19 protein-coding genes are annotated in these 23,606 nt (G+C 51.4%); 13 read left to right on the forward strand and 6 right to left on the reverse strand.

The window, feature by feature from the left end; all coding sequences use genetic code 11:
• Positions 1-87 precede the first annotated feature (87 nt).
• Genes murD through ftsZ form a run of 7 tightly spaced genes read left to right on the forward strand, consistent with a single transcriptional unit; the run spans position 88 to position 8,725 of the window.
• Positions 88-1,437, forward strand: a complete 1,350-nt coding sequence (gene murD / locus H7U12_RS03195) for a UDP-N-acetylmuramoyl-L-alanine--D-glutamate ligase (protein WP_186632781.1) — start codon at positions 88-90, stop codon at positions 1,435-1,437.
• The gene (locus H7U12_RS03200; protein ID WP_186632784.1) at positions 1,434-2,600 is read left to right on the forward strand and encodes an FtsW/RodA/SpoVE family cell cycle protein; all 1,167 of its coding nucleotides are present in this window, start codon (positions 1,434-1,436) and stop codon (positions 2,598-2,600) included. The genes murD and H7U12_RS03200 overlap by 4 nt, the downstream gene beginning before the upstream one ends.
• On the forward strand, positions 2,593-3,699 hold the full coding sequence (gene murG, locus H7U12_RS03205) for an undecaprenyldiphospho-muramoylpentapeptide beta-N-acetylglucosaminyltransferase (protein ID WP_186632787.1): 1,107 nt from the start codon (positions 2,593-2,595) through the stop codon (positions 3,697-3,699). Before H7U12_RS03200 ends, murG begins: the two co-directional genes overlap by 8 nt.
• A complete protein-coding gene (murC, locus tag H7U12_RS03210) occupies positions 3,696-5,102 on the forward strand; it encodes a UDP-N-acetylmuramate--L-alanine ligase (RefSeq protein ID WP_186632791.1) in 1,407 nt (468 codons plus the stop codon). The genes murG and murC overlap by 4 nt, the downstream gene beginning before the upstream one ends.
• Positions 5,089-5,850: a cell division protein FtsQ/DivIB gene (locus H7U12_RS03215; RefSeq protein ID WP_186632794.1), complete on the forward strand. Its 762-nt coding sequence runs from the start codon at positions 5,089-5,091 to the stop codon at positions 5,848-5,850. Before murC ends, H7U12_RS03215 begins: the two co-directional genes overlap by 14 nt.
• An 8-nt stretch (positions 5,851-5,858) precedes the next feature.
• Positions 5,859-7,193, forward strand: a complete 1,335-nt coding sequence (gene ftsA, locus H7U12_RS03220; RefSeq protein WP_186632797.1) for a cell division protein FtsA — start codon at positions 5,859-5,861, stop codon at positions 7,191-7,193.
• A gap of 23 nt (positions 7,194-7,216) precedes the next feature.
• Positions 7,217-8,725, forward strand: a complete 1,509-nt coding sequence (gene ftsZ, locus H7U12_RS03225; RefSeq protein ID WP_186632800.1) for a cell division protein FtsZ — start codon at positions 7,217-7,219, stop codon at positions 8,723-8,725.
• Between the two features lie 365 nt (positions 8,726-9,090).
• On the opposite strand, the gene H7U12_RS03230 is transcribed toward ftsZ, so the two are convergent.
• From H7U12_RS03230 to H7U12_RS03245, 4 genes are all read right to left on the reverse strand, one after another.
• The gene (locus H7U12_RS03230) at positions 9,091-9,615 is read right to left on the reverse strand and encodes an NADPH-dependent FMN reductase (protein WP_186632803.1); all 525 of its coding nucleotides are present in this window, start codon (positions 9,613-9,615) and stop codon (positions 9,091-9,093) included.
• Positions 9,616-9,799: 184 nt separating this feature from the next.
• Entirely contained in the window at positions 9,800-10,552 is a 753-nt protein-coding gene (locus tag H7U12_RS03235; protein ID WP_186633285.1) for a succinate dehydrogenase/fumarate reductase iron-sulfur subunit, read from the reverse strand.
• A 147-nt stretch (positions 10,553-10,699) separates the two neighbouring features.
• Complete coding sequence (locus tag H7U12_RS03240) at positions 10,700-12,613, reverse strand: fumarate reductase/succinate dehydrogenase flavoprotein subunit (protein WP_186632807.1); 1,914 nt, start codon at positions 12,611-12,613, stop codon at positions 10,700-10,702.
• 12 nt (positions 12,614-12,625) lie between these two features.
• Positions 12,626-13,315 (reverse strand): succinate dehydrogenase cytochrome b subunit, encoded by a 690-nt coding sequence (locus tag H7U12_RS03245; protein ID WP_186632810.1) that lies wholly within the window; start codon positions 13,313-13,315, stop codon positions 12,626-12,628.
• 348 nt (positions 13,316-13,663) lie between these two features.
• Between H7U12_RS03245 and H7U12_RS03250 the strand changes: the two genes are divergently transcribed.
• The 3 genes from H7U12_RS03250 (at position 13,664) to H7U12_RS03260 (ending at position 19,385) form a co-directional block, all read left to right on the forward strand.
• Positions 13,664-16,414 carry a T9SS type B sorting domain-containing protein gene (locus H7U12_RS03250; RefSeq protein ID WP_186632813.1) on the forward strand — a complete coding sequence of 917 codons (2,751 nt, stop codon included), beginning with the start codon at positions 13,664-13,666 and terminating at the stop codon, positions 16,412-16,414.
• A 151-nt stretch (positions 16,415-16,565) separates the two neighbouring features.
• Positions 16,566-17,441, forward strand: a complete 876-nt coding sequence (gene fabD / locus H7U12_RS03255) for an ACP S-malonyltransferase (RefSeq protein WP_186632816.1) — start codon at positions 16,566-16,568, stop codon at positions 17,439-17,441.
• Positions 17,442-17,492: 51 nt separating this feature from the next.
• Positions 17,493-19,385, forward strand: coding sequence for a polysaccharide biosynthesis protein (locus H7U12_RS03260; RefSeq protein WP_186632819.1), 1,893 nt, complete (start codon positions 17,493-17,495; stop codon positions 19,383-19,385).
• Positions 19,386-19,645: 260 nt separating this feature from the next.
• Here H7U12_RS03260 and folK read toward each other — a convergent pair whose 3' ends face one another.
• Positions 19,646-20,140, reverse strand: a complete 495-nt coding sequence (gene folK / locus H7U12_RS03265; RefSeq protein ID WP_186632824.1) for a 2-amino-4-hydroxy-6-hydroxymethyldihydropteridine diphosphokinase — start codon at positions 20,138-20,140, stop codon at positions 19,646-19,648.
• Positions 20,140-20,997 carry an alpha/beta hydrolase family protein gene (locus H7U12_RS03270; protein ID WP_186632828.1) on the reverse strand — a complete coding sequence of 286 codons (858 nt, stop codon included), beginning with the start codon at positions 20,995-20,997 and terminating at the stop codon, positions 20,140-20,142. Before H7U12_RS03270 ends, folK begins: the two co-directional genes overlap by 1 nt.
• A 105-nt stretch (positions 20,998-21,102) precedes the next feature.
• Here H7U12_RS03270 and H7U12_RS03275 point away from each other — a divergent pair, with 105 nt between their 5' ends.
• The 3 genes from H7U12_RS03275 (at position 21,103) to H7U12_RS03285 (ending at position 23,524) form a co-directional block, all read left to right on the forward strand.
• Positions 21,103-22,080, forward strand: a complete 978-nt coding sequence (locus H7U12_RS03275) for a polyprenyl synthetase family protein (protein ID WP_186632831.1) — start codon at positions 21,103-21,105, stop codon at positions 22,078-22,080.
• A gap of 187 nt (positions 22,081-22,267) precedes the next feature.
• Positions 22,268-22,954, forward strand: a complete 687-nt coding sequence (locus tag H7U12_RS03280) for a hypothetical protein (RefSeq protein ID WP_186632833.1) — start codon at positions 22,268-22,270, stop codon at positions 22,952-22,954.
• An 84-nt stretch (positions 22,955-23,038) separates the two neighbouring features.
• A complete protein-coding gene (locus H7U12_RS03285) occupies positions 23,039-23,524 on the forward strand; it encodes a hypothetical protein (protein ID WP_186632836.1) in 486 nt (161 codons plus the stop codon).
• Positions 23,525-23,606 lie beyond the last annotated feature (82 nt).

Raw genomic sequence — 23,606 nt, forward strand, 5'->3', positions numbered from 1 at the left:
GCTTAAAGAAAGCAGAAGTGAGAAAGAAACGTTTTAGGCCTCTTTCCTGAAAACAGGTCCGAAACGCAGAACATAAACACAAAAGCAATGCAAAAAATAGCCATACTAGGAGCAGGGGAGAGCGGCGTGGGAGCAGCCTTGTTGGCACAAGCCAAGGGCTTTGACGTGTTCGTCTCGGACCGCGGCTCTATTGCGGAAAAGTACCGGCAGCAGCTGACTCAGGCGCAGATTCCTTTCGAAGAAGGAACGCACTCGCTGGAACAGATCTATGCGGCCACGGAAATCATTAAGAGTCCGGGCATTCCGGATACCGTGCCGGTAATCCAGGGTGCGGTGGAGCGGAACATTCCGGTAATCTCGGAGATTGAGTTCGCGGGGCGCTACGCTTCGGGCAAGTTCATCTGCATCACGGGTACCAACGGCAAGACCACCACTACGCTGCTGACGTACCACCTGCTGAAAAGCGCCGGGTTGAAAGTAGCCCTGGCCGGAAACGTGGGCGAGAGCCTGGCGGGCAAAGTCCTGGAAGGCGGCTACGACTACTACGTGGTGGAATTGAGCAGTTTTCAGCTGGATAACATGTACGGCTTTAAAGCCCACATCAGCATTCTGCTGAACATCACCCCAGATCACCTGGACCGCTACGAGTACCAAATGGCGAACTACGCGGCCGCCAAGTTCCGGATCGCCCAGAACATGACTTCAGCCGAGTATTTCCTGTTCAACCACGACGATGCCGAGATCATGAACTACATGGCTTCTCACGAAGTGCCGGGAACCCAGGTGCCTTTCGGGTTGAAAGCGGCGGATGGCTTGGCGATCCAATACCAGGGATCAGCGATTTCGGCCTCTTTTTCGGAAATCGAGGCTAAAATAGAAACTGCCAACTCGCCGCTGATCGGGCAGCACAACCAGTACAACACCATGGCGGCCGTAGGCGCGGCGCTGCTGGTGGGCATCGCGCCGGAGCAGATTGAGGCAACCTTGGGAACGTTCCAGAACGCCGAGCACCGCTTGCAACCGGTGGGCGAGGTAGACGGCGTGCAGTTCATCAATGACTCCAAAGCTACCAACGTGGAAGCGGTGTGGTACGCGCTGGACGGCATCCGGCAGCCCATTGTGTGGGTAGTGGGCGGCAAAGACAAAGGCAATGATTATTCCACGCTTCAGCCGTTGGTGCAGGAGAAAGTGAAAGCCATTGTGTGTCTGGGCGTGGACAACAGCAAGCTTTTGGCCTCGTTTTCCCAATTTGGCCCGAAAATAGTGGAGACCCAGGACGTGCAGGAAGCCGTGCAGCTGGCCAAGGATTTTGCCGAGGCCGGCGATGTGGTGCTGCTTTCGCCGGCGTGCGCCAGCTTTGACCTTTTCAATAATTACGAACACCGGGGTCGCGCTTTCGCTGAAGCCGTGGCCGCCCTTAAAAGTACTGTAGCATGACCCCAATCAAAAACTGGCTACGTGACAACCTGAAAGGCGACCCTATTTTATGGGGAATCGTCCTCACGTTCGGGCTCATCAGTATTGCGGTGGTGTACTCGGCCACGGGTACGCTGGCGTACAAAAAGATGGGCGGCAACACCGAGTATTACCTGTTCAAACACTCCAGCCTTATCTTCATCGGCTTGGCGTTTGTGTGGCTCGCGCACAAGATCAACTACCGTTACTATGCCAAACTGAGCTTGCTGGCCCTGATTTTCTCGGTTCCTTTGCTCATCTATACCTATCTGAAAGGCTCCAACATCAACGAGGCCTCGCGGTGGCTGACCATTCCGGTGATCAACCAGACGTTTCAGCCTTCGGATCTGGCTAAGTTGGCCTTGATCTCGTATTTGGCCAGCATCCTGAGCAAGCGCCAGATGAACATTGAGTCCAAGCAGACCTTGATTCCGCTGTTTCTGTGGAGCGGTTTGATCTGCGGCTTGATTGCCATGAGTAACATCTCTACCGGCTTGCTGCTGTTCCTGACCTGTATTCTGCTCATGTTCATCGGGCGGGTGCCTATGAAACCCATCCTGACCATGATTGTGGTGGGGGCCATCTTTGGGAGCATCGCCCTGACCCTTGGGCAACGGATGCAGACGGCCATCTCCCGGATTGAGAACTTCATGGACAAGGAGCAGACGGTTTTCCAGTTGGAGCAGTCGTACATCGCCATTGCCACGGGTGGGGTTTTGGGAAAAGGCCCCGGAAACTCAGACCAGCGCAACGTGCTGCCTCACCCGTACTCTGACTTTATCTACGCCATCATCATTGAGGAATACGGCATGGTAGGAGGCGCTGTCATTCTCTTCCTGTATCTGGCTTTCCTGTACCGGGGCATGATGGCGGTGACCAACAGTTTGGGAGCCTTCGGCGGATTATTGTCGGCGGGCATCAGTTTCAGTCTGGTCATCCAGGCCATGGTGAACATGGGCGTGGCCGTGGGCCTTGGCCCGATCACGGGTCTGCCGCTGCCTTTGCTGAGTATGGGCGGAACGTCCCTGATTTTCACCGGGATTTCCATCGGGATTATCCTGAGTGTGAGCCGCAGTGAGCACGAGGCTAAGATGGCCGCCACGCCCACGGCCAACAAACCTGCAAACGTCTTAACGCATGCCTGAGAAACAATACAGATTCATCATCAGCGGCGGCGGCACGGGCGGACACATTTATCCGGCGGTAGCCATCGCCAATGAAATCAAGCGGCTGCACCCTTCTGCCGAGATTCTTTTCGTGGGTGCGCAGGGCCGCATGGAAATGACGCGCGTGCCCGAGGCCGGTTATAAAATCATCGGGCTCTGGATCAGCGGCCTGCAACGCCGCCTCGCCGTGGACAACCTGTCGTTTCCGTTGAAGGTGATTTCCAGCGTCCGGAAAGCGTACAAAATCATTAAAGACTTTAAACCCGATGCCGTGGTAGGCGTGGGAGGCTACGCGAGTGGTCCTTTGCTCTATGCTGCCACCAAAATGGGAATTCCGTCCCTTATCCAGGAGCAGAATTCGCACGCGGGCATCACCAATAAGCTGCTGGCGAACAAAGTAGACAAAGTCTGCGTGGCCTATGACAGCATGTACAAGTATTTTCCCAACGCCAAGATTGTGCTCACCGGCAACCCCGTGCGGCGCGACATCACCGAATTGGAAGGCAAACGAACCGAAGCCATTCAGTTCTTCGGCCTGAACCCGGACCGACTGACGTTTTTGGTGATTGGTGGCAGTTTGGGCGCGCGAACCTTGAACCAAAGCACCGATGCGGCGCTGCAGAAAATTGAGCAGGCCGGCTATAACCTCATCTGGCAAACCGGGAAAACTTATTTCCCCACCGCCGAGGAATCGGTGAGAAATCATCCGGCAGATCAGATCAAAGCCTATGATTTCATCAAGCGGATGGATTTGGCATACGCTGCCGCCGATGTGGTGATTTCCCGCGCCGGAGCGCTTTCCATCTCCGAGCTGTGCCTGGCTAAAAAGCCGTCTATTCTGGTGCCTTCGCCTAATGTGGCCGAAGACCACCAAACCAAAAACGCCATGGCCCTGGTACAGAAAAACGCCGCCTTGCTGGTGAAAGACATTGAAGCCTCCCAGAAACTGTGGGAGACGGCGTTCGCGCTGGCGAAAGATGCTAGCAAACAGCAAACCCTCCGCGAGAATATCGCCCAATTGGCCAAACCGCAGGCCACCGAAGCCATTGTTCAGGAACTAATGAAATTGATCTCATGAATCTGCACCAATACCGCCATATCTATTTTCTGGGCATCGGGGGAATTGGCATGAGCGCGATTGCCCGCTGGTTTCTGGCCAAGGGATTTGCCGTGGCCGGATATGACAAGACTCCTACGCCGCTGACTCAGAAATTAGCAGAAGAAGGCGCCTCCATTCACTTTGAAGATGGCGTGAACCTAATTCCGGCCTCTTTTAAGGAAAACAAGCCCGAAACGCTGGTCGTGTTGACGCCCGCGGTTCCGGCCTGGCACCAGGAACGGCAGTATCTGGAGCAGGAGGGGTTCACCATCATGAAACGCTCCCAGGTGCTGGGGCTTCTAACGCAGGACCAATACCTGATTGCCGTGGCAGGCACGCACGGGAAAACCACCACCTCTTCCATGGTGGCCCATTTGCTGCACCACGCCGGGGTTTCTACCTCGGCCTTTTTAGGGGGTATTTCCACCGATCTGGGTTCCAATCTGCTGCTGCCGCATAAAGAGGAAGAGCGGGCTTTGTGTGTGGTGGAGGCCGATGAGTACGACCGTTCGTTTCTGACTTTGCACCCAGACATTGCGGTTGTGACCTCCACCGATCCCGATCACCTGGACATCTATGGCGAGAAGGAATCCTTGGTGGAGTCTTTCCGGCAGTTTGTGCGGCAGATCAAACCGAACGGGTATTTGCTGCTCAACCACACCGCCGACCAGAGCCTGTCCCAGGCCGTGGATGCATCGGTGACGGTGATCCGGTACGGGCTTGAGAATGAGGAACTGTCTGCCGTAGACGTGAAGATTGCGGAGGGAGCCATGAAATTTTCGGCTGAGGGAAGGAACTTCCTGCTGCCCGAGACTGCTTTGCAGGTGCCCGGTTTCCATAACGTGGAGAACGCATTGGCAGCAGCCCAGGCGGTTTCGCTGGCGGGAGTACCGGCGGAAAAAATCCAGTCGGGGATTTCTGGCTACACGGGTGTAAAAAGACGGTTCGAAAAGGTATATGCTTCTGAAAAAAGGGTATATTTAGATGATTATGCTCACCACCCCAGGGAGATAGAGGCGTTCCTTCACTCGGTAAGGGCGCTGTATCCGGGGCAGAGGCTGAGAGTGATCTTTCAACCGCACTTATTTACTCGCACCCGCGACTTTTTGGAAGGATTTGCCCGGAGCCTGAGCCTCGCGGATGAGGTATGGCTTTTGGATATTTATCCGGCCCGGGAATTGCCTATTCCCGGGGTGACCTCGGCGCTGCTGTATGACTTATTGACGACAGCCAAGCTTCTTGTGGCAAAAGAAGAAGTACTGGAGTTATTAAGTAAAAATTTGGATTATAATGTGTTGGCAACGGTAGGAGCCGGGGACATAGACACCTTGGTACCAGCGATTAAAATGTTATTGGAGGAAAAGAACCATGTATTGGAATAGAAAGGTTAAAGCGCTTCTATTTGCGGTATTTTGCATGGGGGGATTTGTTTTCTTGGCAGGTTTTTCTAAAGCAAGACAGGAGGTAAAAATATGTAAAAAAGTTAATATTAAAATTGATAATGAGTATAACAATTACTTTCTTAGTGAATCGGAAGTAATGGCGCTGCTGACCCGGAATGGACGTCAGCCACTCACTGGAATGAAAAAAGAGGAGATTGACCTCAAGCGGCTGGAAATGCGGATAAAATCGCATAAATTTGTGAGGCAGGCAGAGGTCTCTCGCGATCTGGAAGGCAATATAAATGTCTTTATTCAGCAAAACAGGCCCATAGCCCGGTTGCTAAGCACAGAGCAGGACGTGTACCTTGACGAAGAAGGAAATCAACTCCCTTTGTCGTCACTTTACACCGCCCATGTCATACCTGTGACAGCCGCAGTGGTGACCTCGGACAAGGCCAGTTCGTTTTTTCAGGATTCGGTGGGCATCGCATATTTGTCTCTGCTACGTTACATAGAGAAGGACCCGTTTTGGAACGCCCAGCTCGCCCAGATGGACATTGACCAGAAAGGCAAGGTGAGTTTCCTGACACAGGTGGGAGATCAGCGCATTGAGTTCGGGAAACCGGTTCATGTGCAGGAGAAGTTTAAAAAGCTTTTCATCTTCTACAAAGAAGTAATGCCAGTAGTAGGCTGGGACAAGTACAGCCGCTTGAATGTAGAATACAAGGATCAGATTATTTGTGAATAGTTAATAACATGACGCAGAACGACAAAATAGTTGTAGGCTTAGACATTGGAACAACCAAAATTTGCGCGCTGGTAGGTAGAAAAAATGAATACGGCAAGCTAGAGATCCTTGGCTTGGGCAAAGCAGTATCTGAGGGGGTAGTGCGGGGCATGGTGAGCAACATAGACAAGACTGTTGAGGCCATCCGGAAAGCAATAAAACAGGCAGAAGAACAATCTGGCATTGACATAAAAGTGGTGAACGTGGGTATTGCCGGGCAGCACATCAAAAGCCTGCAACACAACGGCTCCATCACGCGCACTTCTCTGGACAGCGAGATCACCGTGGAAGACGTGAACCGCCTGACCAATGACATGTACCGTCTGGTGACCCCGCCGGGCAGCGAGATCATCCACGTAATGCCACAGGACTACAAAGTGGATTACGAAGATGGTATCATGGATCCCGTGGGCATGTCAGGCGTGCGTCTGGAAGGTAACTTCCACATCATCACGGCGCAGTCCAACGCGGTGAACAACATCACCAAGTGCATCACCCGCGCCGGTCTGGAGATTGACCAGTTGATCCTGGAGCCGCTGGCCTCCTGCATGTCGGTGTTGAGCGAAGAAGAGCGCGAAGCGGGCGTGGCCCTCATTGACATTGGAGGTGGTACCACGGATCTGGCTATTTTCAAAGACAATATTATCCGGCACACGGCAGTTCTTCCTTTCGGGGGCAACATCATCACCTCTGACATCAAGCAGGGCTGCATGGTGATGCAAAACCAGGCGGAGCAGCTGAAAGTGCGTTTCGGGAAGGCAATCGCCGATGAAGCCTCTGATAATGAGATCGTTTCAATCCCGGGCTTGCGTGATCGGACTCCCAAAGAAATCTCCTTGAAGAACCTTGCTTTCATTATTGAAGCAAGAATGGAGGAAATTGTTGAACTCGTTTACTCAGAAATTGTTAGGAGCGGGTATGCCAACCAATTGGCGGCAGGCGTTGTGATTACCGGAGGCGGGGCGCAACTGCAAAACCTGGTGCAATTAGTAGAGTACTTGACAGGCCTTGATGCCCGTATCGGATATCCGAATGAGCATTTGGGAAAGAGCAAGATAGACTCTGTGAAAAGCCCTATGTTTGCAACTACCGTTGGTTTGGTTTTGGCTGGTTACCAGGCCTTAGATGAGCGGGTGAACCGTTACACTGAGATGGCGAACACCCCAGTGGTGCGAAGCACAAATGAGGCCAAGCCAGTTCAGAAACCAAGTGGTGGCGGGGGAAGCGACTTCTTCAAGAAGATCTTCGAACGTACCAAAGGCATGCTGATCGATGATTTTGACGATAAGCAACAGAACTATTAACGCGTAATTTCAGGAGAGATAACATGAGTTTTTCATCGTATAAGTTTGATGTGCCATCACACTCCAAATCCATCATCAAGGTAATTGGTGTTGGCGGGGGAGGAAGCAATGCCGTGAACCACATGTTCAACCAAGGCATTAAGGACGTGGAGTTTGTGGTGTGCAATACCGATGAACAGGCGTTGAAAAGTAGCAGTGTGCCCAACAAGCTCCAGATTGGGACCACCCTCACCGAAGGGCTGGGGGCCGGGGCTAACCCGGAGCGTGGCAAGCAGGCTGCCTTGGAAAGCAAGGAAGAAATCAGAGAGCTCTTAGGTGCCCATACCAAGATGGTGTTCATCACCGCGGGGATGGGTGGCGGAACCGGAACGGGTGCCGCCCCGGTGATTGCCAAAGTAGCAAAGGAAATGGATATCCTTACCGTGGGTATTGTGACTGCTCCCTTTGCTTTTGAAGGACGTAAGAAACGCACCGCCGCCGATAACGGAATCAAAGAACTTAGCCAGAACTGCGATACCGTTCTTGTTATCCTCAATGACAAACTACGGGAGATGTTTGGGAACCTGCCTATCCGGGCGGCGTTTGCCAAAGCAGACAACGTCTTAACCACTGCCGCTAAATCTATTGCCGAGATCATCACGGTGACGTCTGAGGTGAACGTGGACTTTGAAGACGTGAAAACGGTCATGAAAGACTCTGGTGCCGCCGTGATGGGTTCTGCCATCACCGAAGGCGAAAACAGAGCCTTGCGTGCTGCCGAGGAATCCCTGTCTTCTCCGTTGCTGAACAACACCGATATTCACGGGGCGCAGAAAATCCTTCTTTCCATCATGTCTGGCGACCAAGCGGAACTGGAGATGGATGAACTGACAGAGATTACGGATTACATCCAGGAGAAAGCCGGCGATGACTCAGAGGTGATCTTTGGTCACGGCATTGATTCAACATTGGGCACCAGCATCCGGGTGACCGTGATTGCCACTGGATTTGCGCGGGAAATTGAAAGCCTGCCTGCTCCAAAAAAGTCTATTGAGGCCGGAATCATTGGAGCGACTGCGCCTCAGGCAGTAACAGAAGAAGTTACAGAGCCAGTAGCTCCAGTTGTATCCACTACCTACTCGGTAACTCCACCTGCTTCGGCTACGCAGTTAGTAGCCAATGAGCCGGTGCGGAAGCCGGCACCAGTAGCGGAGAACAACAACAGAATCGTTTTCGATCTGGATTCTGACAGCGGCTTGGTTTCTCCTTCCTATGAAGAAGAGGCCGTGAGCACGCCAGAGCCGGTTCAGGAGAACAGAGATCCACAGCAAAACAGAATGGACGAACGCCGTGAGCGCCTTCGCAGACTAAGTGCTGATGCTTATTCAGATGCCTCTATCAAAGAGAAACTGGAAGTACCGGCTTACCTGCGCAGAAACGTGCAACTGGAGAATGTAGTCCCTTCCGCCGAGCAGAAGATATCCCGTTTTAACCTGAACGATGACAATGAACTATTAGGCGACAACCGTTTCCTGCACGATAATGTAGACTAGGCGTTTTAGCCCTGTTTTCAAAAAAGGAGCCCTGAAACAGCGTATGTTTCAGGGCTCCTTTTTTGTTTTTAAGCTTTAAACGGATTCGCCTCTATTCAATACGGATGTTTACTCCATAACTGTCTAATCTTTTTTGTTATTTGCGACGCTTGTCTAATTCCTGTCAATGATGTGAACATTCGCTAAACTATGGCGCGGAAGTTACTTCCGTGACTTCCCCTAGCAATTCTCGCAAGCAACTTCCAAGCTATGCTGGAAAGCCAATACGCGTAAATCAGGATGTAATAGAGAGAGAGGTTAGAAAGTTGATTTACAAGTTGCGTTTTAAGGCTGTTTTCTGAAAAGAAGCGCTAAAACGCAGGTAGCTAAAAAGACAGAAACTCCTCAATCTGTTCTTCCAGCAATTGGCGGTACAAGGCATTGGTGAATTGCCCCTCCTGCATGTGTTTGTGGATGTAGGGGAAACGAGGTTTCTGAGCCAGAAGATGAAGGCCGCAATAGTGCAGCACATCTGTGAGGTGACTTAAGGCAATGTTGCCGCCCTGTCCGCCGGTGGATAGGCCCACCAAAGCGCCTTTCTTTCGGCGCAGCGCATCTGGATATTCCAGGCCATCAATAAACGCTTTCAGAACGCCAGGGTAGGAGCAGTTGTACTCGGGTACAATAAAGACGATTTTCTGGACGGCCGCCACGCGTTCTCTCAGCGCCAGGAACTCCTGTGAATACAGCTCGCGCTTGTAAAGATTGGGAGAGGCAAAATCAAGGGGGAGGTCCTGTAAGTCTAGTATTTCGGAAGCCTGTTCTCGGGCCGTAAGCAGCTGTTGGTAGAGTTTGGCCACCTTGAGCGTGATGGAATTCGGCCGGTTTGTACCCGATATAATGAGTATCATGCAGATCTGTGTTTTGCTTGTAGAACAGGGGAAGCAGGGGTAAAGTTACGGCTTTTGTTTTCAACCGCTAACCTCCAGTTTAAGTTGGCGCGTTTACGGGGCCTTTTAGGAAAACCAGGCTTAAAACAAAAAGGCGAAGCCTCCGTGAAGAAGCTTCGCCTTTAAGATAAAAATAAGGGATTCTCTAGACGTTCTCAGACGTGAAAGAAGCACCAATGTATTCACGGTTCAGCATGGCGATATTCTCCAGCGAGATACCTACCGGGCACTCTGCCGCGCAGGAACCGATGTTGGTACAAGCCCCGAAGCCTTCTTTGTCCATCTGGGCCACCATGTTCTCCACGCGCGTCTTACGCTCTACCTGACCCTGTGGCAACATGGCCAGCTGAGATACTTTGGCAGATGTGAAAAGCATGGCAGATCCGTTCTTACAAGCCGCTACACAGGCCCCGCACTGAATACAGGTTGCCGCGTCAAAAGCTTTGTCAGCGATGGTCTTCGGGATCGGAATCTCGTTTGCGTCAGGTACCCCACCGGTGTTCACCGAGATGTACCCACCGGCCTGCTGAATTCTATCCAGGGCAGAACGGTCGGTGCAAAGGTCTTTCAGTACCGGGAACGGACCTGCTCTCCAAGGCTCAATGGTGATGGTGTCACCGTCAGAGAACTTGCGCATGTGCAGCTGGCAGGTGGTGGTGCCGCGCTCTGGCCCGTGCGCCCGTCCGTTGATGTACAGGCTGCACATCCCGCAGATACCTTCGCGGCAGTCATGGTCAAACGCCACCGGATCAATGCCTTTCAGGAGCAGGTCCTCGTTCAGCACGTCCATCATTTCCAGGAAAGACATCTCCGGGGAGATATCTTTTATTTGATATGTTTCCAGGTTGCCCGCCGCCTTGGAGTTCTTCTGTCTCCACACTTTCAGCGTCAGGTTCATTGGTTTGCTGTTAGGATTATTACCAGCCATTTTCTTTCTAATTAAGAATTACGAATGTTGAAGTAGAAATCAGAAAAGAGGGGTTGTTCTAACTCAGAACAAAGGTTGCGGTCTCTTAATTCTTACTTCCTGCTTCATAATTATTCATTACTTATAGCTTCTTTGCGTCAGTTTCACGTTCTCGAACTTCAGCTCCTCTTTGTGCAGCACCGGCTGTTGGTTAGGGCCGGTGTACTCCCACGCCGCTACGTAGGTGTAGTTCTCATCGTCACGGAGGGCTTCGTTCTCTGGGGTCTGGTACTCCTCACGGAAGTGACCGCCACAAGATTCGTTACGGTTCAAGGCATCTTCCACCATCAGTTCACCCAGTTCCAGGAAGTCGGCCACGCGGCCTGCTTTCTCCAGGGTAACATTCAGCTCTTCGTTGGTGCCCAGAATCTTCACGTCTCTCCAGAACTCATCACGCAGCTTTCTAATCTCCTGTTTGGCAAACTGCAGGCCTTCCGCGTTACGGGCCATGCCGCAGTAATCCCACATGATGTGCCCAAGGGCTTTGTGGAAATCATCAACGGTTCTGGTTCCGTTGATGCTCAACAGACGGTTCACATCTGCCTGCACATTAGCTTCCGCCTCTTTGAAGGCAGGGTGGCTGGTTTCAACTCGGGCAGTAGGGTTCTGCGCCAGGTAATCGCCAATGGTGTAAGGAATTACGAAGTAACCATCAGCTAAACCTTGCATCAAAGCCGAAGCTCCTAAGCGGTTGGCACCGTGGTCAGAGAAGTTACACTCACCTGTGGCGTACAAGCCTGGTACGGTAGTCATGAGGTTGTAATCTACCCACAGACCGCCCATTGTGTAGTGAACCGCCGGGTAAATCCGCATGGGTTGCTCATACGGGTTCTCGCCGGTGATCTTGGAGTACATGTCAAAGAGGTTCCCGTATTTCTGGCTGATTTTCTCTAAACCTTCGCGTTTGATGGCATCGGCAAAGTCAAGGTACACGGCCAGTTTGGTGGTTCCTACGCCGCGTCCTTCGTCGCAGGCCAGTTTGGCGTTACGGGAAGCCACGTCACGAGGCACCAGGTTACCGAAGGATGGATATTTGCGCTCCAGGAAGTAGTCGCGCTCGTCCTCGGGGATTTGGTCCGCTGGACGGTTATCACCTACCGCTTTCGGCACCCACACCCGACCATCGTTCCGCAGGGACTCAGACATCAGCGTGAGCTTAGACTGGTAACCGCCCGATACAGGAATACAGGTGGGGTGAATCTGCGTAAAGCATGGGTTAGCGAACAAAGCACCTTTCTTGTGGGCTCTCCAGATGGCCGTGGTGTTGGAACCCATGGCGTTGGTAGAAAGGAAGAACACGTTTCCGTAACCACCGGTGGCCAGAATCACAGCGTGGGCGCTGTGCGATTCAATTTTACCGGTAATCAGGTGACGCGTCACAATACCACGGGCTTTGCCGTCTACCATGACCAGGTCCAGCATCTCGGTGCGTGGGTACATCTTCACTTTCCCGTAAGCAATCTGACGGTTCAGGGCAGAGTAGGCACCCAACAGCAACTGCTGACCGGTTTGTCCCCGGGCGTAGAAGGTCCGGCTTACCTGCGCACCCCCGAAGGAGCGGTTCGCCAGCAATCCGCCGTACTCACGGGCGAAAGGAACGCCTTGCGCCACGCATTGGTCAATGATGTTCACGCTCACCTGCGCCAGACGGTACACGTTGGCTTCGCGGGCGCGGTAGTCACCACCTTTAATAGTGTCATAGAACAGACGGTACACGCTGTCACCGTCGTTCTGGTAGTTCTTAGCGGCGTTGATACCTCCCTGAGCGGCAATGGAGTGGGCTCTACGCGGGCTGTCCTGGTAGCAGAACGCCTTCACGTTGTAGCCAAGCTCGGCCAGAGTGGCAGCAGCAGAAGCTCCGGCCAAACCGGTTCCCACCACAATGATGTCGTATTTACGCTTGTTGGCTGGGTTCACCAGCTTCACATTGAATTTATGCTTGTCCCATTTTTCGGCCAATGGCCCTTCAGGAATCTTTGAATCTAAAATCATAGAGTTCGCTTATTACAAAACAACGTCTTTGATGAAAAAGTAAAGCGGCATGGCGGCAAAACCCGCTGGTACCACAATGGAGAAGAAAGCCCCGAATTTCTGAATGGCCGGGGTGTATTTTTTATGGTTCAACCCTAACGTGTGGAACGCGCTGGAGAACCCGTGGTACAAGTGGTAGCCAAGGGCAATCTGACCTAACACATAGATCAACACATACCACCACAAGTGAAAAGACTGCACCACCACTGAGTACAGGTCATCATAATCAGTACCTTCAATGGGAATCATGTTAGGCTCGCCGAAGCGCGCGCGCCAGAAAAAGTTATAGAGGTGGATGATCAGAAACACCAGAATAACGGTTCCCAACAAGCCCATGTTGCGAGAAGACCAGTTGCTGTTGTCCTGCGGGCGGTTGTACGCATACTGAACGGGTCTCACGCTTTTGTTCCGGCGGGTAAGCACCAGGGCCTCGTAAATGTGGAACACGAAGCCTAACACCAGCACTATCTCCATGGTGCGGATTAATGGGTTGGTGGCCATGAAATGGGAATAGATGTTGAAGGAAGCTCCTCCGTCACCTTTAAACAATTGCAGGTTGCCCACCAGGTGCACCACCAAAAAAGAGCAGAGAAACAAACCAGTGACGGCCACCAGGAGTTTGCGCCCGATGCTACTGGAAAACGTTTTAGAAAACCAACTCATTTTGTTGTGTTAAGGTTGATAAATAAGGTGTGTAAAGGATTGGTTAAATCTCTTCAAAGGTACATGCCGCGGCTTTGTCAAGCAATTGTGATGTTTATTTTGAATCAATCTAAATTGTTTACAATCATACCCCAGCTATGAAGTCGCGATTTGCCTTTTTTGCAATGTTTTCGGGAAAATACCCCAAAAACAGGAATTGATGATGTATACTACAACAGAGCAGGGGAGATTTCGTTATAGACATAATCCTGTACCTATATAACCAAGGTCCTATAGATTTGTTCTAGTGAGACCATGGCCTATCTATAGATTCTTCTATCTTTGTTTTTGCATGCAAAACGCTACTATATGCCTCTAAATTTACAGAAAGTGAGGGCCTTCCTGATTTTGCTGTGTGGGCTGTTTGTTTTTTCTTTATTTGTCTCGTCAGAAGCCCAGGCCACGCACTTACGGGCAGGGAACATTTATGTGAAGAGTGACACCACTGGCGCCAGAAACCCGCTGCGGTTTTTCTTTACCTTAGTCACATTCAGTGTGGCAGCCCCAGGAGCCTTTGAAGACACCGAAGCTACGTTGTATTTCGGGGACTGTACAAGCCTACGGGTGCCCAGAGCTTCCAAGGTGGTATTGCCAAATGGGCAGAACAGTACCTATGTCAATACATATCGGTTTGAACATACCTATTCAGGGCCGGGTACTTTCACGGTAACCTTTGTGGGAGAGAACCGAAACGCGTCCATTGTCAATCTCTCCAATTCTGTTCAACAGACCTTCTTATTACAAAGTACACTCACCGTTGACCCTTTTCTGGGGATTAACCAGTCACCTATACTCGAGTATCCGCCGGTAGATCTTGCTGTCCGGAACCAAGTCTTTGTGCACAATCCCGGAGCCTATGACCCAGATGGAGACAGCCTCTCCTTCAAGATGCTGGAACCAAGGGTAATTGGTAGCAATGATGCTTGCGGTAACCCTATTGGGAGAACTGCTCCCGGCTACAGAGGGCTGGAGAATTTTCTGAGTGATCCTAATTTTAGAGACGCAACTCGACCTGATGGCTTTACTTTAGACCGAAACACTGGGCAATTGACTTGGAACACCCCGAACATGATTGGGGAATTCAACATAGCCTTTGTGGTGGAGGAGTGGCGAGATGGCCGCTTGATTGGTCAGGTGATCCGAGACATGCAGATATTGGTGTTAGATAATTCTAACAAGCCGCCGGTGCTCATTATTCCCAGAGATACCTGTATTGTGGCCGGTACCCTCTTGCGTGATACGGTGCGGGCCAGAGATCCTAACCGTGATCCTGTCATTATATCGGCCGTTGGAAGCATGTTGCCGCCTGCCACTTTCCCGAAGCTAAACGACACTACCCATATTTTCAACTGGCAGACAACCTGCCAGGATGTGCGCCAGCAACCGTATCAGGTGGTGTTCAAAGCCGAGGATCGACCGCCATCTGGCTCGATTTTAGTGGATCTGCGGCCTTGGCGCATCACTGTTGTGGGGCCGCCGCCGGTGCTGGTTTCTGCTGTGCCGCAGAATAGCAGCAGTATCCGGCTGAACTGGAGCCGGTATACCTGTCCTAATGCGACCACCATGTACATCTACCGCAAGGAAGGACCTTCAGACTTCCGGCCTGATACGTGTACCACTGGTATTCCAGCCTCGGCTGGGTATACGCTGGTGGGGCAGGTGAGCGCCGGGGTGGTGACTTTCCTGGACAATAATAACGGCCGAGGCCTGGAGCGCAACAAAACCTACTGTTACCGCATCTATGCCGAATTCCCGCAACCGGGCGGGGGCAAAAGTATTGCGTCTAATGAAGTCTGCGCCACGCTGGAGTCTATTTCCATCACCAAAGTGAGCGTCACCGAAACCAGTACCACCACCGGGAAGATCCGGGTGGAGTGGAGCAGGCCCCGTCCGGCCAACATTGCTGAGTTGACGGCTCCTTTCACGTATCGTTTGTTGCGCGTTCCCGGCCAGAACCGGAGTGCCACCGCAGCTTTTACGCCGGTACCTGGCTACAACTTCACCAGCCTGAACGATACCGTCTTCACCGATAATAACCTGAATACCGAAGATACCTCCTATACCTACCGCGTGGAGTTTTACCATTCAGGAACCGTGGGCAGCCCAACCATGCTGGTAGACTCTTCTACCGCCAGCAGCGTGCGGTTAAACGGGCAGGCCCAGCGAGGAACCATGGTGCTCAACTGGACCTACAATGTGCCCTGGAACAACGCCAGTACTCCCACCAAGCCGCTCTACCACGTCATTTACCTGGATGATAACGGCGACGGGACTTTTGTGAAGTATGACAGCGTGCAGGCTACGGCTACCTCCGGTACCTACAGCAAAGAGATTCCCCTGATAGCCGGCAGAGAATATTGTGCCTATGTGCAAACCAAAGGAACCTTTAATAACCCGTTCCTGCCAGATCCTATCCTGAACAACAGCCAGGAAGTGTGCGTCACCCGTTTATGTGTACCGGAACTGTCCATTGATCCATTGGTCTGCGATGAGAATTTCGTTCCCAACGGTCCACCTTTCTCCAATACCCTCGCCTGGAGATTACCTCCTGAGTGTGGCTCCAGAACGATTGACTTCTACACCTTATATTATAAGGAGACCGAAGAAGGTGAGTTTGTGAAGCTGGCCACCATTGACAATACCGGTGCGCTGGTGTACCAGTACATCCACGGAAACCTGCTTTCTTATGCCGGTTGTTACGTAGTGACGGCTACTGATTTCTCTGGGGTGGAAGGGGAACAAAGCAACATCGTCTGCAAAGAAAACTGTATTGTGTTCTCGCTGCCCAACATCTTCACGCCCAACGGCGACGGGAAAAACGATGTCTTCACCCCTAAACAAGGTGCCACCTTCATCAAGAAAGCGACGCTGCGGGTGTTTAATCGGTGGGGCAACAAAGTCTACGAAAGCAGCGGTGATCCAGGCCTGAACTGGAAAGGCGTTGAAAACGGCGGCAAAGCCCTGTCAGACGGAACATATTTCTACCAGGTAGAAGTGGAGTTCTTCGGCCTGAGGCCAGACGTGCGAACCTTCAAAGGCTGGGTGGAGATTATCCGTTAGCACACAGATTTACGTATTGGATTTTTAAGGATGGTGCCTGTTCCAAGAATGGGCACCATTTTTATATCTTTGCGATTACCATAAAATTAAACCAGCTGTTTTGAGCCTCTTTTTAAGAAAACAGGCTCAAAACATCCAACACACGCAACGCATGAAAGCATATGTTTTTCCGGGCCAGGGCGCTCAGTTTGTGGGAATGGGCAAAGACCTGTACGAACAACATCCGGCAGCCAAAGAGCTTTTTGAACGAGCCAATGAGATTCTGGGCTTCCGCATCACCGATATCATGTTCTCCGGAACCGACGAACAACTGAAGGAAACCAAAGTAACCCAGCCCGCCATTTTCCTGCACTCCGTGATTCAGGCGGCCGTAGCTCAGGATTTCGCCCCGGAAATGGTGGCCGGACACTCGTTGGGAGAATTCTCGGCGCTGGTAGCCAACAAAGTCCTGGCCTTTGAAGATGCCCTCAGGTTGGTTTCCAAAAGAGCCTTGGCCATGCAGGCCGCCTGTGAAGAGCAACCTTCTACCATGGCCGCTATTTTGGGCCTCGAAGATGAAAAAGTGGAGCAAATCTGCGCCGAAGTGAACGACGTGGTAGTGGCCGCCAATTACAACTGTCCGGGGCAGTTGGTAATCTCCGGAACCATTGCCGGCGTGGAGGAAGCGTGTGAGCGCCTGAAAGCCGCCGGTGCCAAACGCGCTTTGGTGCTGCCGGTAGGAGGGGCTTTCCACTCGCCGTTGATGAAATCAGCGGAGGCGGAGTTAGAGCAGGCCATCATGCAGACGCAGTTCAGCCAGGGAATCTGCCCGGTGTACCAGAACGTAGATGCCAAACCGCATACAGACCCCAAGGAAATTCAGCAGAACCTGATCAAGCAATTGACGGCGCCCGTGCGCTGGACCCAATCAGTGCAACAAATGATCGCTGATGGCGCTATGCTCTTTGTAGAGTGCGGTCCGGGCAAGGTATTGCAGGGACTAGTGAAGAAAATAGACAAAACTGCCGAGGTTGGCCAGGTAAGCTAATCACGTTTTTAACCTATTTTTCAGAAATCACGCGTAAAACAGATGGGGCACATGCAGCAGATCTTCGCACAGAAAATGCCGAGGCAACTCGTATTTGGGATAGATATCTGTTTATGTGCCCTGTCTTTTTTCATGGCGTACCTGCTGCGCTTTAACTTCGACCTGAAGAAGTACACCGAGCTTTCGGTGGCGCAGATGCTGCCCATTGTGCTGGCGGTGCGGGCGGTGGCATTTTACTACGGCAGAACGTACGCGGGTATTCTGCACTACACCAGCCTGGACGATCTCCGAAAACTTTTCTTTTCGCTCTCGGCCAGTTCGTGTCTGTTGGTGATTGCCCAGCTGGTGTACAACAAACTGCTGGGCTACCAGAATTTCATTCCCATTTCGGTTCTCCTGATTGATTATCTGGGCTGCATTCTGGCCTTGTCTTTGTTCAGGGGCTGGGCCAAGATAGTGCATTATGAGTGGAACCACGCCAACTCGCACAAAGTCAACGTCGCTATTTTTGGGGCGGGGGAGGTTGGCACCATCACCCTCCGGACCCTGCAGCAGGACATGGGTACCTACTACCACTTTGTGTCTTTCCTGGACGACGATGAAAAGAAGCAGAACCTGATCGTCAACGGGGTACCCATCCAGCAACCCGCCCAAGAGCTGGGCCAGCAGCTTTCGGCCCTGCAGATCGATTTATTGATTGTGGCGGTGCAGCAGCTTTCCCTGGCCCGGAGAAGGCAACTGGTAGAGGCGTGCCTGAATGCCGGGGTGCAGGTTTTGGTGGTGCCGCCCGTCTACAAATGGATCAACGGCGAACTCAGCTTTAAACAGATCAGGGAAGTACGCATTGAGGATGTGTTGGGGAGACCTTCAGCGGAGATTGATTCTCCTATGCTACACAGCGAGTTGCAGAACCGAACTATTCTGGTGACCGGTGCCGCCGGTTCCATTGGCAGCGAATTGGTCCGGCAGCTCATCAAGTTCAAACCCAATCAGCTGATCCTCGTGGACCAGGCTGAGTCAGCGCTGTACGACCTGGAACTGGAACTGACCGAGCTGTACGTGAAGCTGAACTTTGAGGTAGTGCTGGGCGATATCTGTAACAAAGCCCGCATGGAAGCCATGTTCCGGAGTTATCGGCCGGAGATCGTTTTTCATTGCGCCGCATACAAGCACGTGCCTGTGATTGAGGAGAACCCCACCGAGTCTTTGAGTACGAATATTTTAGGCACCAAAGTGTTAGCCGATCTGGCGGTGAAATACCAGGTCCAGAAGTTTGTGCTGCTCTCCACGGATAAAGCGGTGAACCCCACCAGCGTCATGGGAGCCTCCAAAAGACTTTGCGAGATGTACGTGCAAGCCATGGACCACTACCTCCGCGACTCTGGCAACAAACGCACCCGCTTTATCACCACCCGTTTCGGGAACGTGCTTGGGAGCACCGGTTCCGTGATCCCGCGGTTCAGAAAGCAGATTGAAGAGGGTGGCCCGGTAACGGTGACGCACCCAGACATCTCGCGGTATTTCATGTCCATCCGGGAGGCTTGCCAGTTGGTGCTGGAGGCGGCCGTCATGGGGACGGGCGGCGAGATCTACATTTTTGACATGGGCGACTCCATCAAGATTGTGGATCTGGCCAAGAAGATGATCAAACTCTCGGGCCTCACGCTGGGCAAGGATATTCAGTTGGTCTACACTGGCCTGCGCCCCGGGGAAAAACTGGAGGAAGAACTCTTCCACGAAAACGAATCCGTTCAGGCCACGGTGCACCCTAAGATCAGGCTCGCGAATCTGCCCACGCCGCGCAGCGAGAAGGTGCTTCAGGAAATCCAAGGGCTTATTGATCTATTCGCCAGCCAAAACAACGAAGTCGTCATCAAAAAGATGAAACAGCTGGTGCCGGAGTATGTGAGCAAGAACTCTGTCTACCAGAAGTTCGATCTTTAGCTAATTTAGTTAATGTGCTAATTAGGAAATGTGCTGATGTGCTAATTAGGGAATGGATTAACACGTGGAACTTACTTTTTTGTTTTTAGCCTGATTTTCAGAAAGTAGCCTCAAAAAGCTATCTTCCTATTAGAAGAACATCTCCCTCAAAGCAAATTCAGAGCAAAGCTTTTTCTGTTTGCAACTCCTTCTTCTCAGCATCTGCGCCTTCTACATTCTCATTTAGCACATTAGCAATTTCCCCTTTTCTAATCAGCACATTAACCCATTAGCACATTAAAAATCTTTACCTCCAAAGAATCGGGGCACTCTGCTAATAGTTGGGTGATTGTTTTCTGGAGGACCGGGTGCAATAGCGTAGGCGCTACCTCGGCAAGCGGGATCAAGGTGAACCGGCGGAGATGGAGCTGCGGGTGGGGGAGGTGCAGTTCGTCTGTTTCAAGTACCTGCTGGCCGTAAAAGAGCAGATCGATGTCAATGACGCGGGAGCCCCATCGTTCTTTCCTGATTCGGCCTAACTCCTGTTCAATCTGCTGGGTGTGGGTTAAGACTTCCAGGGGGCTGAGATCCGTTTGCACCACCAATACCTGATTTAGAAAAGAGGGCTGATCAGCCAGGCCCCAGGCAGCGGTTTCGTAGAGACCCGATTTTAGAGCTATTTTTCCTAAAACGGCCTCTAAATGGCGGGCTGCTTCGGTTAAATAAAAAACGCGGTCGCCCAGGTTGCTGCCTAAGAGCAAGTACAATGCGGTCATTACAAACGGGTGAGGGCGTTCTGGAAGAATTGAATGGTTTTGTCGGCGGCGGACTTGGCCAGGGCGGGGAGTTCCGGCTGGTCAAATGGGTGACGTCCTCCAAAGGAATGATCGCCTTCGGGAAGCAGGTAGAGTTCTGCGTAGGGGTTACAGGCGTGCAGGTCATGCGCCATCTGCACGGGCAGCGTTTCGTCTTGCTCGCCGTGCAGGATCAGGAGCGGAATCTGCAGTTTCTCCACGGCCTTGGGAATGTCCAGGCGCTGCCGGTTGGCGTGGAAGTTCTCCACCAATTGGTAGTACAAAGGCATCTGCTGGCCCGTACGGCCGTTAACAATGTACTGCACCCCGTCCTGCTTCCACTTCTCCATCACCTCGGGGGCCCAGCGTTGGTCAATGTCACTGATCGCTGACCAGGTGGCCACGCCCGAGACGTGCGCAGCCTCCGCGGCTTTCAAAAGCACCAGTCCGCCGCCCCGGCTGTGCCCGATCAGGAAGATATAATCGGCATCCAGTTCCTCCGCCGGAATCTGGGCGGGGCTGTTCTTCAGATGCTCCAGCAGCGTGCCCACATCGTCTAGTTCAATGCAGAAATTGTTGTTCCCGAAGGCTTCCAGGTTGGTGAGATCGGTGCCGTCTGGCTCCACGCCATTGTGCGAGAGGTTGAGTTTCACGAACACAAAACCGTGGCGGGCGAAGTAGTCGGCGAGCAGGTTGAAATGGCCCCAGTCTTTGAATCCCTTGAAGCCGTGCACAAACACTACCAAGGGTTTGGCGTGGCCGTCCTGTAGCCAGCGGGCATCCACGGCGAAGTCCCGGCCGTGGGGGGAGGAGAGGAGAAAGTCGGAGCGTTGGATCATGGGCGGAAATATCTGAAAAAGCCGACGAAGTAACACCTGAATAACGGGAATTCCAAACCCAGCGTTTGCTTCTGAGGGCGCAGCCTCGTAATATTGCGGACCAAGATGAGCAGCCCCTTAAACCAGATCCAGGCCCCGATTGCAGTTGAGATGCAGGAGTTCGAAAAGAAATTCCGCCAGTCCATGCAATCAAATGTTTTGCTGCTGGATAAGATCATGGGCTACATTGTGAAACGCAAGGGCAAGCAGATGCGGCCCATGTTCGTTTTCTTCATGGCCAAGCTCATCCAGGAGCAAATCCCCGATGCCACGTACCGGGGCGCCGCCCTCATTGAACTGCTGCACACGGCCACCCTGGTGCACGATGACGTGGTAGACGACTCCAACTACCGCCGCGGTTTCTTCTCGGTGAACGCCCTCTGGAAAAACAAGATTGCCGTGCTGGTAGGCGATTATCTGCTGTCTAAGGGCTTGCTGCTGTCGCTTAACAACGATGATTTCGGGCTGCTCAAGATTGTGAGCAACGCCGTGCGCGAGATGAGTGAGGGTGAACTGCTGCAAATGGAGAAAGCCCGCCGCCTGGACATCACCGAGGAGGTGTATTTTGACATCATCCGGCAGAAAACCGCTTCGCTTATTGCCTCCTGCTGCGCCGTGGGCGTGGCTTCCGTCGGAGCTGATGCCCAGACTGTAGAACGGGCACGTCTGTTCGGGGAGAAAGTAGGCCTGGCCTTCCAGATCAAAGATGATTTGTTTGACTACGGCACCGCCGAGATCGGCAAACCCGTGGGCATTGACATCAAAGAGAAAAAGATGACCCTGCCGCTGATCTACGCCCTTCAGCACGCCGACTGGCTGACCAAACGCCGGGTCATCTACAACGTCAAAAACAACAACGGCAAAGCCGATAAAATCAACGCGGTCATTGACTTCGTCAAGAAATCCGGCGGGCTGGAGTACTCCATCCAGTGCATGAACAGCCTCCACGCCGATGCCCTGCAACTCCTGCACACCTTCCCCGCCTCCCCCTCCCGCGACTCGCTGGAGCAACTCATCCGCTATACCATCGAGCGCGAGAAATAATACCTGTTCCTGTTTTAAGGCTCTTTTTCTGAAAACGGGCTTAAAACGGAGGTCAACGCTCTACGTGTGCTCAGTCTGATGGATCTGCCTATTCTACGAACTTGGCCTTTTACGCAATGTTTTGTATATCTGTATCTATAAAGCAGATAAGCGTATGTTTGCTTATGTATGGTCGTTGGCATAAATTATGAAGGACAAGAAACTTAAAATATTTGCTGGACTACTTTCCACACTACTGCTTATCAGCTTAATCATCAAATTGATTAATGCACCAGGTGGAATGATTTTATCTGGATTAGTTTTAGGCAGCTTTGTCTTAGTTGTATTTCTCCTGGGCTCCTTGATAGTCGCCGCCTTTTTCAGGTTAATTTTTAAAAACACCTCTTTTTTGACTTTGTTTTCAATTAATACTTCAATAGGCTTTATTGTATTCCATTACAACTTATATTCACCAACTTTAACAATTACAGTTCCACCAGGATTTACAGGGGAAGTGAACCTCGTCTTGTCAAATGTTGAGGACAACATTTTAAAAGTTGACAGTAACGGGATTGGCTATGTAAACCAGTGGACTTTTGATAAAACATACATTAAGCCGATTGTAATTGAGTCAACAGGAAGAAATATAACTGAACATTGTGTCGGCTTTAACCCCTCTACTTTCTGGGGTAAAGGAAAAACATGCTGCTTTCAGGGAAAACAAATCAATACTTTAAGCTTTGAAATTGTCCCGTCTGAAAGGATTGGCCAAAAACAATATTATTTTAAAGATTTGACTCAACTTGTAGACACAACTTTAGTTTTAGCAACTTCACCTGACAGGTACACAAAAATACAAACTCAACCTTTAGAGGTGGAACTGGATAAAAAATAACTTAAGCCAACAAAGTGCATAAGTCATGCTACGGCCTGCGGCCTTGCACGTCTCATGCACGAGGCCGTTATATGCAATTAAAACATGAAATTGATATATGTATTTATGGCTTCAGTTTTTCTGGCTTCATGCCAAAAATCTCCTGCAAACGAAATCAAAGACGGTTTAGAAGAATTCAATTTTAGACCAAACAACCCGTTAAAGCCGAATACCTATTTTAATAGCTTTGCTTTAGGCTTTGTAGAAAAAGATACTGTCCAGAACGGGGAAACTTATAGATTAAAGCTGTTTTTAGTAAATCATGATAAATTGTACCCATCCGACAGCGTGAGCCCAAGAATTAAATTTCATCATGGGGATTCTATTTCTTGGGGGAAATTATATGATAGTGATAAATTAGCCAAAGTGATTAAAGACACTGCCTATATAAAATTCACCGCAAAAAGTGACGACCTTCAAAAAGGAGAAGTAAAGAACTATAAATGGTATGGCTCAATTGCTGTTCCTAGACCTGAAATGTCGGACTCTGTATTTGTGATTGCATACGATTACTATATTCAACAAAAATAACTTCAGATAACATCACCTAAACGTCAGCCTCGGCCGACCGCCTCCGCCGCCGCTTACACGAGGCCTTTATGGGCAATTATAA

Origin of the sequence: Rufibacter sediminis (assembly GCF_014269285.1) — a bacterium.
In the GTDB taxonomy this organism is placed as follows: Bacteria; Bacteroidota; Bacteroidia; order Cytophagales; family Hymenobacteraceae; genus Nibribacter; species Nibribacter sediminis.

Coding starts and splice junctions, on each gene's coding strand:
- murD (WP_186632781.1), top strand. CDS start 88: ATGCAAAAAATAGCCATACTAGGAGCAGGGGAGAGCGGCGTGGGAGCA.
- H7U12_RS03200 (WP_186632784.1), top strand. CDS start 1,434: ATGACCCCAATCAAAAACTGGCTACGTGACAACCTGAAAGGCGACCCT.
- murG (WP_186632787.1), top strand. CDS start 2,593: ATGCCTGAGAAACAATACAGATTCATCATCAGCGGCGGCGGCACGGGC.
- murC (WP_186632791.1), top strand. CDS start 3,696: ATGAATCTGCACCAATACCGCCATATCTATTTTCTGGGCATCGGGGGA.
- H7U12_RS03215 (WP_186632794.1), top strand. CDS start 5,089: ATGTATTGGAATAGAAAGGTTAAAGCGCTTCTATTTGCGGTATTTTGC.
- ftsA (WP_186632797.1), top strand. CDS start 5,859: ATGACGCAGAACGACAAAATAGTTGTAGGCTTAGACATTGGAACAACC.
- ftsZ (WP_186632800.1), top strand. CDS start 7,217: ATGAGTTTTTCATCGTATAAGTTTGATGTGCCATCACACTCCAAATCC.
- H7U12_RS03230 (WP_186632803.1), bottom strand. CDS start 9,615: ATGATACTCATTATATCGGGTACAAACCGGCCGAATTCCATCACGCTC.
- H7U12_RS03235 (WP_186633285.1), bottom strand. CDS start 10,552: ATGAACCTGACGCTGAAAGTGTGGAGACAGAAGAACTCCAAGGCGGCG.
- H7U12_RS03240 (WP_186632807.1), bottom strand. CDS start 12,613: ATGATTTTAGATTCAAAGATTCCTGAAGGGCCATTGGCCGAAAAATGG.
- H7U12_RS03245 (WP_186632810.1), bottom strand. CDS start 13,315: ATGAGTTGGTTTTCTAAAACGTTTTCCAGTAGCATCGGGCGCAAACTC.
- H7U12_RS03250 (WP_186632813.1), top strand. CDS start 13,664: ATGCCTCTAAATTTACAGAAAGTGAGGGCCTTCCTGATTTTGCTGTGT.
- fabD (WP_186632816.1), top strand. CDS start 16,566: ATGAAAGCATATGTTTTTCCGGGCCAGGGCGCTCAGTTTGTGGGAATG.
- H7U12_RS03260 (WP_186632819.1), top strand. CDS start 17,493: ATGCAGCAGATCTTCGCACAGAAAATGCCGAGGCAACTCGTATTTGGG.
- folK (WP_186632824.1), bottom strand. CDS start 20,140: ATGACCGCATTGTACTTGCTCTTAGGCAGCAACCTGGGCGACCGCGTT.
- H7U12_RS03270 (WP_186632828.1), bottom strand. CDS start 20,997: ATGATCCAACGCTCCGACTTTCTCCTCTCCTCCCCCCACGGCCGGGAC.
- H7U12_RS03275 (WP_186632831.1), top strand. CDS start 21,103: ATGAGCAGCCCCTTAAACCAGATCCAGGCCCCGATTGCAGTTGAGATG.
- H7U12_RS03280 (WP_186632833.1), top strand. CDS start 22,268: ATGAAGGACAAGAAACTTAAAATATTTGCTGGACTACTTTCCACACTA.
- H7U12_RS03285 (WP_186632836.1), top strand. CDS start 23,039: ATGAAATTGATATATGTATTTATGGCTTCAGTTTTTCTGGCTTCATGC.